The following is a 14,019-nucleotide window of genomic DNA, read 5'->3' as shown; positions in this document are numbered from 1 at the left end:
AAAACATAAACTGTCATATCGTTTGAAAAAAGTAGTTGCTTTGGGCGAGGTGTTGCTGAGGTTATCCACTAAAGAATATTTGAGATTTTCTCAGGCTAATGATTTAAATGCCGATTACGGAGGTAGCGAGCTAAACGTGATTTCCACCCTGACCAATTTTGGGATGGAATCGGCTTTTGTAACGCGACTGCCTGAAAACGATATCGGAGATTGTGCCCTGGCACAAATACACCGGCATAATATTTCCACTGAATATATTGCAAGGGGAGGAGACCGGTTGGGAATTTATTTCCTGGAAAAGGGAGCTTCTCTCAGAAGCAGTAAGGTGGTGTACGACCGGGCTTATTCTTCATTCTGTAGCTTCGAAAAGGGCATGGTAGACTGGGAAGAAATTTTTAAGGACGCGGGTTGGTTTCATTGGTCAGGGATAACTGCCGGTGTTTCCCAGAGCGCAGCAGACCTTTGCATGGAAGCCATTGAAAAGGCCAATGAAATGGGACTAACCATTTCAACTGACTTTAACTACAGGGCCAACCTGTGGAAATATGGCAAATCGCCCAGTGAAGTGATGGAAAAGATGGTTTCTATGTGTGATGTTGTGCTGGCAGGCGATTATGCCTCAAAGCAGTATTTTGGCATTGAACCCTCAGGAAGCACTGAGCAGGCAAAGCAGATTTCCCTTTGTCAGGAATTGATCAAGCGGTTTCCCAAAGTAAAAAAAGTAGCCGTAACTAACCGTGGCAATATCAACGCATTGCACAATACATGGTCGGCGGTGTTGTATAGTGGCAAGCAACTCTATATCTCAAAACCCTATGATATCACCTACATTGTAGACAGGATAGGTGCCGGTGACAGCTTCATGGGTGCCCTCATATACGGTCTTTGCAATTTTGATGACCAGAAAGCCCTTGATTTTGCAGTTGCAGCTTCGTGTTTAAAACATACCATATACGGAGACACCAACCTGGTTTCTAAAGAAGAAGTGTTTGGACTGATGGAGGGTAACAATTCGGGTCACGTAAAAAGATAAAAACATTATGAGCAGATTTTCAAGGATACAAGTGTTCTCAAAAATGGAAGAAACAGGCTTGGTGCCATTGTTTTTCCATGACAATGCTGACGTGGTGCAACAGGTGGTGAAGGCATGTTACCTTGGAGGTGCACGGCTGTTTGAGTTTACGAGCAGGGGAGACTTTGCTCATGAAATTTATGCCGATCTGGCGAAGTTTTGTACAAAAGAGTGCCCGGAACTTATCCTTGGAGTAGGTTCTGTAACTGATGCCGCTGCTGCATCACTGTACATGCAAATGGGGGCCAATTTTATTGTTACCCCTGTGCTTAGGGAAGATATAGCTCTTGTGTGCAACAGAAGGAAAGTGCTCTGGTCACCAGGATGTGGTTCACTGACTGAGATTGCAAGGGCGGAAGAGTTGGGCTGCGAAGTCGTTAAACTTTTTCCCGGAGATGTGTACGGAGCTGAGTTCGTGAAAGGGATCAAAGGTCCTTGTCCGTGGACGAATATAATGCCTACAGGTGGCGTAACACCCACCGAAGAAAACCTTAAATACTGGTTTGATTCCGGGGTAAGCTGCGTTGGAATGGGATCACAACTTGTTACAAAGAACATTATCAACAATGGAGACTATGGTGCACTGGAGCGTAAAGTAAGGGAAACCTTAGATATCATTCAAAGCGTGAAAAGCCACTGATATGGGACGTATTTTCACTATACTGACCCTTATAGCTTTGATCTGTGCAACCGGTTGCAATCAGCAAAAACAGACCAGGACTATTAAACTAGCCCATACTCTGGATGTAAGCCACTCGGTACACAAAGCCATGGTTAAGATGGGAGAAGATCTGGAGCAGCTTTCCGGAGGTAAGATGAAAATTGAAATATACCCCAACCAGCAATTAGGCAGCGAGCGTGAATGCCTGGAGTTACTGCAAATTGGCAGTCTGGGCATGACTAAGGTATCAGTAGGTACGTTAGAAAACTTTGCTCCGGGTATGAGAGTGCTGGGTCTGCCTTTTTTGTTTCGGGACAGGGAGCATGCTTTCAAAGTACTTGACGGCCCCATAGGGCAGGAGTTGCTCAATGAAGGGGAGCAATACTGGCTGAAGGGATTGGGCTATTATGATGCAGGCTGCAGGAGTTTTTATACCAAAGAGCGCCCTGTTAACAAGCCGGGTGACCTCGAAGGGCTAAAAATCAGGGTGATGGAGAGCGTTACAGCCATGGACATGGTTAGAAGCCTTGGAGGCTCGCCTACACCTATATCCTGGGGCGAGCTTTATACTTCACTGCAACAAGGGGTAGTTGATGGTGCGGAAAACAATCCTCCGAGTTTCTACCTCTCACGTCACTATGAAGTTTGTAAATATTACTCTCTGGATGAACATACACTGCTACCGGATGTGCTGGTCATAGGCACAAATCTATGGGATAGACTAACACCACAGGAGCAGGCATGGCTGAAACAGGCGGTTGATAACTCAGTGAAATACCAAAGGAAATTATGGGCTGTGTCTGAAGCTGAAGCGCTGGAAATGGTGCAAAAGGCTGGTGTGGAGATCATCAGGCCTGACAAGGAGCCTTTCTCGAAAAAGGTAGAGGGTATTTATGAAGCCTACAAGAATTACCCTGAGCTCTACAAAATTATTCAGGAAATCCAGGAAACACGATAAACTATGGGATTAAGGGCCAAAATAGATAAAATACTTGCCAACATTTTAATATTCATCATGGCTTTGATGGTGATCAATGTACTATGGCAGGTCTTTAGCCGGTACCTGATGGGCTCACCCAGCTCTTTTACCGACGAACTCGCCAGGTATTTGATGATTTGGGTGGGGATCCTTGGTGCTGCTTATGTTTCTGGTAAGAAAGGGCATGTAGCCATAGATGTATTGCTTCGAAAGCTTAGTCCTGCGCCACGGAAGCGGTTGAGACTTTTTATTGACCTGCTGATCAGTCTGTTCAGTTTAAGTGCTTTGGTAGTTGGAGGAGGGAGGCTTGTTTATATTACCTACGTGCTGGAGCAATACTCTCCTGCTATGCAGATGCCATTGGCAGTGGTGTATGCCGTGATACCTGTCAGCGGCATACTGATCATCTATTACAAAATATACGATATGATAAACAACTAATTGCCCATGGAATATTTACCCGTACTAGTACTTGTTAGTAGTTTTCTGGCCTTGCTGGCCATGGGCGCTCCGGTAGCGTGGAGTATAGCCATTTCGGCACTTCTCACCATGTTAGTCAGTATTCCCGCATTGCCTGCCTTTACCACGGTTTCCCAGCGTATCGGTACAGGCTTGGACAGCTTTGCGCTGCTGGCCATACCGTTCTTTATACTATCCGGCGAACTAATGAACAAAGGAGGTATAGCACACCGCCTGATTGCCTTTGCCAAAACACTTGTTGGCAGCCTGCCGGGCGGGCTGGCACTGATCAATATTATATCTGCGATGCTTATGGGCGCCATAGCCGGTTCTGCAATGGCCTCTGCATCTGCAATGGGAAGTATTTTAGGCCCGGAAATGGAAAAAGAGGGCTATTCAAAGGAATTTGGTGCTGCAGTAAATATAACATCAGCTACTACGGGGCTGATCATACCACCCAGTAATATCCTCATTGTTTATTCACTGGCCAGCGGGGGTGCTTCTATAGCCGCATTATTTCTGGCAGGCTACATTCCCGGCATACTTACAGGCTTGTTTCTGATGATAGTGGCATTGGTCTGGGCAAGGAAAAAGAATTACAATGTAGGCAAGCGCAGCTCCCTCAAGGAAGTATTCAGCACATTTGTTGATGCACTGCCCAGCCTGCTTTTATTGATCATTGTAATAGGAGGTATTGTAGCCGGTATTTTTACGGCTACGGAGGCATCGGCAATTGCCGTACTCTATACTCTGCTGTTAGGCGCATTTTATAAGGAGCTTACCCTGGCCGGCTTGCCTGAGATTTTGCTTAAGTCGGCCTCTACTACTGCGGTGGTTATGCTTTTGATCGGCGCATCTATGTGTATGTCATGGGTGATGTCATACGAAAATATTCCGCAGGATATCAGCTCAGGACTTCTGAGTATAAGCGATAATAAAATTGTCATACTCCTAATCATCAACCTGTTGCTGCTTTTTGTTGGCGTATTTATGGACATGACACCTGCAGTACTGATTTTCACCCCGATATTTTTACCGGTAGTTACCAAGCTCGGGATTGACCCGGTGCATTTTGGCATTATCATGATCCTCAACCTGTGTATCGGACTTTGTACGCCACCGGTGGGGTCTGTACTTTTTGTGGGAGTTGGAATAGCTAAAACTACTATTGAAAAGGTCATTAAACCACTAATGCCATTGTTTCTGGCCATGATACTGGCATTGTTGCTGATCACATACTTTCCGCAACTGAGCCTTTGGCTGCCCGGGTTATTTGATTTATAACATTTCAATTTATAAGACATGAAGAAATTAAGCAGAAAGGAACTGGGAATCGAGGATAAATTACCGGTTAAAGTGCTCCAGTTCGGAGAAGGCAACTTCCTGAGGGCATTTGTGGATTATGCTTTTCAAAACCTAAATGATGAGGCAAATTTTAACGCCGGAGTAGCCGTTGTGCAACCACTGGACAAGGGCCTTGTTAAGCTTCTTAGCGATCAGGATGGTCTTTATACTCTCTTCTTAAAAGGATTTCAAAAAGGAGTAGAAATCCAGAAACACGAGTTGATCAGGAATGTTGTTAAAGCCATTGATCCCTATGCTTCCTTTGATCGGTACCTGGCCCTGGCCCGGGAAGAATCACTGGAATTTGTGGTATCCAATACTACAGAGGCCGGTATTGCTTACCTGGCATCTGACGAACCGGATATGCGTCCTCCAGCCTCTTTTCCCGGAAAGCTGACGGTATTCCTTTATGAACGCTTCCGGTATTTTCAGGGAGCAGCAGATAAAGGACTTTGCATTATTCCTTGTGAACTGATCAATTACAATGCTGATGTTTTAAAGGACATTATATTGCAATATGTGTCAGACTGGAACCTGGGCGAAGATTTTAAGAGATGGATCACTCAGCATAACAGCTTCCACAATACACTGGTTGACAGAATTGTACCCGGTTATCCTAAAGATGAAATCGAGGATTATAACCAACAGTTGGATTATGCAGACCAATTGATCGTAACGGCAGAGACCTTCTTTCTTTGGGTAATTGAGGGAGATGCTACGCTCAGAAAAAAGCTGCCCTTTGAGCGCACAAGCCTGGATGTGAAGATAGTGGACAATATGCAGCCTTACCGTACCAGAAAGGTACGTATCCTGAATGGTGCACATACAGCGGTAGTGCCATTCTCCATTTTATATGGCAATACACTCGTTAAGGAAACCGTGGAGGACGAGTTTACCGGAGAGTTTATCAGGGAAGCAGTGTTTAATGAAATTTTGCAAACCTTGGAGATGGACAAAGCAGAACTTAGAAAGTTTGCTGAGGAAGTTTTTGACCGCTTCCGCAATCCTTTTATCAAACATCAGTTGTCCAGTATAGCCCTTAATTCCATTTCCAAATTCAAAGTAAGGGTACTGCCGAGCCTATTAGAGTACAACAAGCTCAATAATGCATTGCCCGTAAACCTTACCTTTTCTTTTGCTTGCCTGCTGTGCTTCTACCAGGGCACCTGGATGGATAAGAAGCTTCCCGTACAGGATGACCGGGATATACTCGATTTCTTTACGAAAGTGTGGCTGGCTGATAATATTAAGGAGGTTGTACATAAGAGCCTTAAAAACGAAGCACTATGGGGCCAGGACCTGTCTAAAGTAGAAGGCCTGGAGTACATGCTGACCATGGCACTGGAGGAGATCATGTCAAATGGTATTGAAGAAGGATTCTCCAATTATAAAAACAGAGTAAATAAAGCTCAAACTGACCATGCAGAAAAAATTAATTAAGGTTCACCCATCGGATAATGTAGCAGTAGCTTTAGTAGACCTGTTACGGGGCGAAACGATTGCCGTGGATGGAGAAGAACTGACTATACAAAGTCCTACTCAGGCAAAGCATAAAGTCGCATTGGCAGATTTTCAGGAAGGTGACAGTATTATCATGTACGGTGTACTGGTAGGCAAGTCCGGAGAATTTGTTGATAAAGGGCAAGTACTTACAACCGCCAATGTAAAACATGATACTGCAAGAGTGACGCAAAAAACGGGCAGCATCGAATGGACCCCACCGAAGGTTGATGGTTGGAAAGACAAAACATTTATGGGGTACCACCGTGCAGACGGGCAGGTAGGTACGCAGAATGTCTGGTTGTTTTTCCCACTCGTATTTTGCGAAAACAGAAATATCGAGATCTTAAAAGAAGTATTCGAAAAAGAGCTTTTAAATAAAAAAGAGGATAAATACAGGCTGTTGCTGCGTTCACTGATCCATGCTGATGGTGAGCAGGATGTACTGGTAAAAGAGCCAAAACAGGAAAGGGTATTTGAGAATGTAGATGTACGGTTCATCTCCCATCAGGGAGGTTGCGGAGGCATCAGGCAGGATTCGGAGTCCCTGGCCAGGCTATTGGCAGGCTACCTTAACAACCCCAACGTGGCTGGCGCGACTGTGCTCAGCCTGGGATGTCAAAACCTGCAGATTCAGATCTTTAAAGATGCCCTGGCTTCCATTAATCCTGATTTTAAAAAGCCATTGCTCATTTATGAGCAGCAAAAAATGGGTACGGTTGATGACATGCTCAGTACCGTGATCAGGGAATCATACGAGGCTATAGCAGCCGCCAATGAAATTGAGCGTAAACCGGCACCGCTGTCCAAGCTTTCCATAGGTCTGGAATGCGGAGGCTCGGATGGCTTTTCCGGTATTTCGGCAAACCCTACCCTGGGGCATACATCAGATCTCTTGGTAGCCCTCGGTGGTAAAGCAGTACTGTCGGAGTTTCCTGAACTCTGTGGTGTAGAGCAGGAGTTGACCAACAGGTGTGTAGATGATGAACAAGCGGGGAAATTCCTTTCACTGATGCAGGCTTTCGAAAAATCGGCAATCAATGCAGGGTCGGGCTTTGACATGAACCCTTCACCCGGTAACATCAAAGATGGCCTGATCACGGATGCTATGAAGTCGGCAGGTGCTGCGAAGAAAGGAGGGACTTCTCCCATTGTGGACGTGCTGGATTATGGCGAGTATATTTCCAAGCCGGGGCTTACGTTGCTGTGTACGCCTGGCAATGACGTAGAAAGCACTACCGCCATGGCTGGATCGGGAGTAAATATTATTTTATTTACTACCGGCCTGGGTACACCAACGGGAAATCCTGTAGTGCCTGTTATTAAAGTGTCATCCAACCGGGAGCTGGCAGAAAGAATGCCTGACATCATAGATATTGATACAGGTGCTATAATCAGAGGCGAAAAATCGATCGAAGAAATGGCTGAAGAGCTTATGGAGATGATCATAGAGGTGGCAAGCGGCCGGGTGAAAACCAAGGCGATGCAACTTGATCAAAATGACTTCATACCCTGGAAAAGGGGAGTCTCCCTATAAGCTGGTCATTTAGCCAGTTCGCTGACCGCCGATTTTGATGACGACTTGCGGATGATCAGGTGTGGGGTAAGCTCAACTTTTTGCTCAATTTTGACTTTGCCGACACTTGAAACATGGTCAAGAAAAACCTTGGCGGCCATCTTACCCATTTCGTGCGGAGCCTGATCTACCGAAGATATTGATAGCTCCATAAGTTGCGTAAAAGGTTCATTACTGAAGCCCACCACACAAAAATCGTCGGGCAAACTAAATCCAAGCTCCTGAAGCCTCTGGATCGTACCCAAAGCGACAAAATCACTGGATGAAAATATTGCATCTGGTTTTTCATCCAGCTTCATTAATGTATCCACTGCAGCTCTTCCGGCTGCTGTATCACTTTTTACATGAAGCAGGTATTTATCATCAAACTCAAGGCCATGATCCAGCAAAGCGTGCTTGTAGCCTTCAAAACGCTTCTTGTATATTTCAAGTGACCAGTCTCCGGATAGATGTGCGATTTTTTTGCAGCCCTGCTCAATGAGATGTTTTGTCGCCTCATACCCGCCTTCAAAGTCATCAATAGTCACACTGCTTACACCTTTTACATTTTTTCTCCTGTCAAAGAAAACCAGCGGTATCTTTTTATTAAGGATATGGTCGAAGTGCGTGGTATCCTTTGATGATTTTGAAACCGACATCAATATACCATCAACCTGGGCGTTTAAAAGTGTATTTACCGTTTCGACTTCCCTTTCCTGCGTTTCATGGGTTTGGCAGATAATCACATTGTAACCTTCAGGGTATAGTGCCTCTTCTATACCTCTGATAATAGAAGCAAAAAAGCTCGTGTCTATATATGGAACAATTACTCCTACCAGGTTGCTCTTTCCGCTTTTCAGAGCGAGGGCCAGTTTGTTTTGCGTATAACCCATACTGGCGGCAGTTTCCATTACCAGTTTACGTGTAGCATCACTTATACGTGGGTTGTTGTTTAAAGCCCTGGAAACTGTTGCCGCAGTAATGTTCAGCTTCTTGGCTATATCGTAAATCGTTATCTTCTCACTCATCAGGTTAAATTAAAAGCGGTTACAATTTAAGTAATTTATGTGTAAACGCGTTGAAAATGTGCATGTTATCGATTGCATTAACAATGTTGACAAGCTTTTTTGATTATTAAAGTGCAATTGTATAGCAATTAAATGTAAAATCCATTAACTATCCGGACTGTATGAGTTTACAGGTCTGTTTGATTTTCCTCAATTTGCCCTATTTTATTAATAATTTCCGCAAGTTTTTTAAATTTTTCATGTCAGATGAATTTATTAGTGTAATCGTTTGCATAAATCCATGAGCCTTACTAAATTGACCTTAATTAACGATTATTACTTCGTCAGAGTGGCCTGTCATTAGTTTAGGGGAATTATGCGGGCTATCAATTCAAATATTGAATAATGACCCGTTTGGGTTTGGGTCTTTAGGCTCTGAGATAGTAAGTAGTTAGAATAGGTGGTATTCTATTTGGTGATCTGTATTAACATTCGGATCACCGAATGAATGCCTGAGTTAGAGAGGTAGGTAAAGGGTTAACGAAGTAATGATCAACACCGCTTCTGCCGGCAATTCTGTGGCAAAACGCCGTAAGCTTTTAAGTGGTCGATATTCCTGCAAAATTTGATATTGATCAAAAGGATGATGAATGCGTAATAACCTGAAATAAAACAACTTAACCTATGAAAACCAACTTTCTAATGATGAAGCCCGGTAACTGGCTCGCATCATTTATTATCCTTCTGACCCTATTTACAGGAAGTCAGATATTTGCACAAAAAGGACTCACGGTAAAAGGCACCGTGATTGACGCGGAAACCCAGGCCCCTTTGCCAGGTGTCAACATTGTGGAACTCTCCACTATAAGTGGCTCTGTCAACGGTACCATTACTAATTATGATGGTACTTATACGCTACAGTTAACTACTGAGAATGCCAGCCTATTGATGACTTATATTGGCTTTGCTGATAAAGAGGTAGCTGTCAACGGCAGGTCTTCCATTGATGTATCTATGGAAGTGGACTCCGAGACGCTCAATGAGGTGGTGGTGATTGGTTACAGCGAACAGAAGAAATCAGATGTTACCGGTTCAGTGGGCAGTATCGAGGGCGGGAGCATTACCGAACGGAATTTTACCAATCCGGTAGAAGCTATTCAGGGGAATGTAGCCGGAGTGCAGATATCTTACTCTACAGGCCGGATAGGAGATGGCTTCGATATTGTCATAAGAGGAAAAAACTCAATGAGTTCGGATGCCGACCCATTATATGTTGTGGATGGTGTTCCTACAGATGGAATTGATTTTCTGAACCCGCAGGATATTGACAGGATTGATATATTGAAAGATGCTTCGTCTACTGCGATTTATGGCTCCAGGGGGTCGAACGGAGTAATTATTGTTACTACTAAAAGCGGTGCAACAGCCAAACCTGGTGTTAATTTTTCTTTTGACAGCTTTGTAGGAATAAAGGACCCGGCACGCTTACCTGAAATGATGAGCGGGGAAAAGTGGTGGTATTATCACCAGTCTGCTTACCTGGCTACAGCCAAGGAAGATCCGGATACCGGTACGGTTACGGAGCAGACCCTCTACGATGCTGTAATTGGTACTGGTAACAGCTTGTTGGAGGAAAGAGCCAACAACAATGATGCATTTGACTGGTATGACGCTGTGCTCAAAACCGGCATTCAGCAAAACCATTACCTGTCAGCTTCCGGAACTTCCGGCAATGGTATCTCTTACAATCTTGGACTTGGCTTTCAAAATGAAACGGGTAATATCGAGAACGAATCACTGGACAAGTACACGTTTAAGTTTGGACTGACCAATAACATCAACGAGAAGTTTTCAACCGGTGCAAACTTCACTGTTGCCTTAACAGAACAGGCTCTGGGAAGTGATCTGGCTATGAGAGAAGCTTTCAGGCTTAATCCTTTTCTTACGCCTTATGGATTAGATGGTGAATTATTCCCTCTGCCCGGAAAGCTGGTTGATGCTGAAGGAAACTTTCTGATCAACAAAACAAGTACATACAATCCCATTTTAGAAATTGAGAATTCTGTTGATAATATAAGAAGGTGGAACGGTGTGGGAAGTATATTCGTACAATATTATCCTTTGGAGTGGCTTAGTTTTAAGTCCACACTGTCAGGCGGTGCCGACCTTTCCAGAAGGGGTAAATCATGGGGTGCTGAAACTAATACCGGGGTAAATAACCGTGATCTTGCATCTGCTGAAGTTTCAAAAGCAGAGAATTTCAATTACACCTGGGACAACCAGTTCAACATAAATCGTAATTTTGGTGAAGATCACACGGTCAGTGTGCTTGGATTACAAAGTATATTTTATAGCAGTACCGAGACTTCACTGGCAAGTTCCAGGTATATGCCATTTAATACCAGTTTCTACAACCTGGGGTCCGGAGATCAGGGAACGTACGCTCTGGGGTCAGGTTTTTCAAAGCAAACATTAAGCTCATACGCTATTCGTGTGAACTATTCTTTCAGGGAAAGGTACCTGCTGACGCTATCGAATCGATGGGATGGCTCTTCGCTTTTATCAGAGTCTAACCGGTGGGATAGCTTCCCGTCGGGTGCAGTAGCATGGAGGATCAGCGAGGAAGCTTTTATGACCGATCTCACGGTAGTAACTAATCTGAAATTAAGGGTGAGTTATGGCTTTACGGGAAACAACATCATAGCACCATATTCTACGCAAAACGGCCTGGACCTTCAAACTTACTACGACTTTAACGGCACTAATGCCAATGGCTGGCTGCCGGCATCGCTTGCTAATAAAGCACTGGGATGGGAGAAAACCAAAGAGCTTAACGTAGGGTTCGATTTCGGCTTGCTTGGAAACAGAATTACCGGTAGCCTGGATGTCTATGACCGTTTGTCTGATGAGTTGCTGTTGGAGCAGCAGTTGCCCCGTGAGTCCGGCTGGGAAACGATCAGGGCTAATGTCGGTTCTGTAAGCAATAAAGGAGTGGAGGTAGCGCTAACCACAACCAATATTAAAAGTCAAAAGATTTCGTGGGAGACCACTTTTACTTTTACAAAAAACACCAATGAGATCAAATCCATCTATGGACAGGATGAAGCTGATGATGTAGGGAATGGCCTTTTCATAGGTGAATCCATTGATGCACATTACAACTATAAATTCATAGGGATATGGCAGGCCAATGAAGCCACCCAAGCCGCTGAATATGGAATGAAGGAAGGTCAGGAGAAGCTGCTGGACGTAGATGACAACGGCGAGTATGACCCGGATATAGACCGGGTTATCCTAGGCTCATCCAATCCAGACTGGACAGGGAGTGTATTCTCGCGCTTAACAGTAGGTAATTTTGATCTGTCGGCCTCGCTGATCACCAATCAGGGGGTATTTGTGTACAGCCCTTTTCACGCAAATTTTACTGATACCCGGGACAGAGGAAGACAAAAACTTGATATAGACTGGTATGTGCCAGCCAACGATGCAGGACTGCAGGCACAATACTCAAACAGCTATCCGCAGCCCAGAAATGAAGGTTCATATTGGATAAATGACGGTGTGGGTTACTATAGAGACGCATCTTTTGTAAAAGTCAAAAACATAGCTTTAGGTTACACCTTGTCGAATAGCCTGACCAACAAGCTGGGACTACAAAGTTGTCGTGTCTACACCAATATTTTAAATCCATTTGTATTTACAGATTACGATGGATATGACCCTGAATGGGCTGCGGCTGATTTTAACATCGGGCGTGTAAGCTCAATCACCTATCAGTTTGGCGTAAGTGTAAAATTTTAAAATGAGAGAGATGAAAAACTTAATAATAATACTTGGGCTCCTCACTATAATTTTATCGTCATGCAGCGATTTTCTTGAGGAGGAAAATAAGTCAAACGTAACCGCTGAGGACTTTTATGTAACAGAGGAGGGTTTTGAGTCGCTGGTAAACGCCAATTATTCCCAGTTGCGGGAGATTTATGGTGGCGAAGCTTATATTTTCTGTTCAGGAACGGACCTCTACGCAGAGGGTAGAGATCAGGAACCTCCCGGCCTGAGTCAATATACTCAACTGACAGCGTCGTCCGAGGGAGTGGCAGACCTGTACAACGCATGTTATAAAGCAATACAAGTAGCTAATATGGCACTGTACTATGGCGACCTGACAGAGCAAACCAGTACCTTTAACCAACGGCTGGCTGAGGTCAGGTATCTGCGAGCCAATGCATACTTCCTGCTTGTCCAAACCTATGGTGGTGTAAGCCTTATTGAAGACTACATTTCAAGTCCTGAGCTCTCTTTTGATCGCAATGGTGCTGAGGAGATATATGTGTTTATAATCTCAGAGCTTGAAGCTTCGCTTCAGGCTATTGGTTCCGGTGCGTATGACGGAAGAGTAACCAGGCGTGCCGTAGAGCACCTTCTGGCCAAGGTACACCTTACCAGAGGCTATGAGACCTTTGGCGCTTCAGATGACTTTTCAAAAGCTGCTACTTATGCTGACAATGCCATAGCAGGCCAGGGGCTGACCATTCCCTTCGGAGAACTTTGGGCTCCAGGCAATGAAATGAATGAAGAGGTGATCTTTTCAGTTCAGTTTGACCAGGCATCCATTAGCGCAGACCCCACTGAGCTTGGCCATATGCAGGCCAGCTTTTTCAGCTCTTATCTTGGCGGTTCTGAGGTCGCCGGGGATGCTCCTTACAGAACCTATACCTTATGTCCGACTCAATTTGCCATAGATCTTTTCGAGGAAGGCGATCAACGATGGGAAGGTACGTTTATGACCGAGGTCTATGCCCGTTATTATGACTTCTATGATGTGGAAGATCATAGTTCACTTACAGTTACCGAGTATTATGCTCCCAAATGGGCCAGCAGTGCTGATGATCAGGCAGCTTATGAAGCAGCTCATCCGGAGGCAGAGTTCCACCCATATGGTATCTATGTGCCCTCGGTCAGCAGAAACTTTGATTACGAAACCATTCCGGTTAGAAAGTTTGATGATCCCAAAGCACTGTTTGGTGATGGCAGGGTAAGCTCCAGGGATATTATTCTGTCACGATTGGCAGATACTTATTTAATAGCAGCTGAAGCTTATTTGCAGGGTGGCGATCCTGGCACCGGGCTACTCAGGTTAAATGAAGTGAGACGGAGAGCCGGAGTAACTGATGCCATACTTGCAGAATTTGACATCGATTACATTCTTGATGAAAGAGGACGCGAATTGCTGGGAGAGTATCATCGCTGGTTTGACCTTAAACGTACCGGGAAACTGGTAGAGCGCGCTTCGAAGCATCACTACCTCATAGAAGAAAGCAACTTCATCGGCTCAAACGGAGAGTTGAAGATCTTAAGGCCAATTCCCCAGGAAGCTCTCGATTTAAATCAAAACAGGGATTTTCCCCAGAATCCGGCGTATCAGTAATATCTGTTAATAGT

Annotated in this window: 10 protein-coding genes; 9 read left to right on the top strand and 1 reads right to left on the bottom strand. The window is 44.7% G+C overall.

The features are described from left to right. The first annotated feature begins 22 nt into the window (after positions 1–22). From LVD17_RS26390 to LVD17_RS26360, 7 genes are read left to right on the top strand one after another with little or no spacing between them, the layout of a single operon-like run. Entirely contained in the window at positions 23–1,033 is a 1,011-nt protein-coding gene (locus LVD17_RS26390; RefSeq protein WP_233763036.1) for a sugar kinase, read from the top strand. A gap of 7 nt (positions 1,034–1,040) precedes the next feature. Next, the gene (locus tag LVD17_RS26385; protein WP_233763034.1) at positions 1,041–1,712 is read left to right on the top strand and encodes a bifunctional 4-hydroxy-2-oxoglutarate aldolase/2-dehydro-3-deoxy-phosphogluconate aldolase; all 672 of its coding nucleotides are present in this window, start codon (positions 1,041–1,043) and stop codon (positions 1,710–1,712) included. 1 nt (position 1,713) lies between these two features. Then, positions 1,714–2,691, top strand: a complete 978-nt coding sequence (locus LVD17_RS26380; RefSeq protein WP_233763032.1) for a TRAP transporter substrate-binding protein — start codon at positions 1,714–1,716, stop codon at positions 2,689–2,691. A 3-nt stretch (positions 2,692–2,694) separates the two neighbouring features. Beyond that, complete coding sequence (locus LVD17_RS26375; RefSeq protein WP_233763029.1) at positions 2,695–3,153, top strand: TRAP transporter small permease; 459 nt, start codon at positions 2,695–2,697, stop codon at positions 3,151–3,153. A gap of 6 nt (positions 3,154–3,159) precedes the next feature. After that, the gene (locus LVD17_RS26370; protein ID WP_233763027.1) at positions 3,160–4,455 is read left to right on the top strand and encodes a TRAP transporter large permease; all 1,296 of its coding nucleotides are present in this window, start codon (positions 3,160–3,162) and stop codon (positions 4,453–4,455) included. 18 nt (positions 4,456–4,473) lie between these two features. Next, positions 4,474–5,955 (top strand): tagaturonate reductase, encoded by a 1,482-nt coding sequence (locus tag LVD17_RS26365; RefSeq protein ID WP_233763024.1) that lies wholly within the window; start codon positions 4,474–4,476, stop codon positions 5,953–5,955. Further along, a complete protein-coding gene (locus tag LVD17_RS26360) occupies positions 5,936–7,552 on the top strand; it encodes a UxaA family hydrolase (RefSeq protein ID WP_233763022.1) in 1,617 nt (538 codons plus the stop codon). The genes LVD17_RS26365 and LVD17_RS26360 overlap by 20 nt, the downstream gene beginning before the upstream one ends. 5 nt (positions 7,553–7,557) lie before the next feature. On the opposite strand, the gene LVD17_RS26355 is transcribed toward LVD17_RS26360, so the two are convergent. After that, positions 7,558–8,598, bottom strand: coding sequence for a LacI family DNA-binding transcriptional regulator (locus tag LVD17_RS26355; protein WP_233763020.1), 1,041 nt, complete (start codon positions 8,596–8,598; stop codon positions 7,558–7,560). A 663-nt stretch (positions 8,599–9,261) separates the two neighbouring features. Between LVD17_RS26355 and LVD17_RS26350 the strand changes: the two genes are divergently transcribed. Both LVD17_RS26350 and LVD17_RS26345 read left to right on the top strand, forming a co-directional pair. Continuing rightward, positions 9,262–12,378, top strand: a complete 3,117-nt coding sequence (locus LVD17_RS26350; protein ID WP_233763018.1) for a SusC/RagA family TonB-linked outer membrane protein — start codon at positions 9,262–9,264, stop codon at positions 12,376–12,378. A 10-nt stretch (positions 12,379–12,388) separates the two neighbouring features. Further along, entirely contained in the window at positions 12,389–14,005 is a 1,617-nt protein-coding gene (locus LVD17_RS26345) for a RagB/SusD family nutrient uptake outer membrane protein (protein ID WP_233763017.1), read from the top strand. Positions 14,006–14,019: the final 14 nt, after the last annotated feature.

This window comes from Fulvivirga ulvae, from assembly GCF_021389975.1.
Taxonomy (GTDB): domain Bacteria; phylum Bacteroidota; class Bacteroidia; order Cytophagales; family Cyclobacteriaceae; genus Fulvivirga; species Fulvivirga ulvae.
The sequence above is the reverse complement of the archived record's forward strand: the minus strand, read 5'-3'. Positions and strand labels throughout refer to the sequence as shown.

What these genes read in the sequence shown, in the direction of transcription:
- LVD17_RS26385 (WP_233763034.1), top strand. Translation starts at nt 1,041, where the DNA reads ATGAGCAGATTTTCAAGGATACAAGTGTTCTCAAAAATGGAAGAAACA.
- LVD17_RS26380 (WP_233763032.1), top strand. Translation starts at nt 1,714, where the DNA reads ATGGGACGTATTTTCACTATACTGACCCTTATAGCTTTGATCTGTGCA.
- LVD17_RS26375 (WP_233763029.1), top strand. Translation starts at nt 2,695, where the DNA reads ATGGGATTAAGGGCCAAAATAGATAAAATACTTGCCAACATTTTAATA.
- LVD17_RS26370 (WP_233763027.1), top strand. Translation starts at nt 3,160, where the DNA reads ATGGAATATTTACCCGTACTAGTACTTGTTAGTAGTTTTCTGGCCTTG.
- LVD17_RS26365 (WP_233763024.1), top strand. Translation starts at nt 4,474, where the DNA reads ATGAAGAAATTAAGCAGAAAGGAACTGGGAATCGAGGATAAATTACCG.
- LVD17_RS26360 (WP_233763022.1), top strand. Translation starts at nt 5,936, where the DNA reads ATGCAGAAAAAATTAATTAAGGTTCACCCATCGGATAATGTAGCAGTA.
- LVD17_RS26355 (WP_233763020.1), bottom strand. Translation starts at nt 8,598, where the DNA reads ATGAGTGAGAAGATAACGATTTACGATATAGCCAAGAAGCTGAACATT.
- LVD17_RS26350 (WP_233763018.1), top strand. Translation starts at nt 9,262, where the DNA reads ATGAAAACCAACTTTCTAATGATGAAGCCCGGTAACTGGCTCGCATCA.
- LVD17_RS26345 (WP_233763017.1), top strand. Translation starts at nt 12,389, where the DNA reads ATGAAAAACTTAATAATAATACTTGGGCTCCTCACTATAATTTTATCG.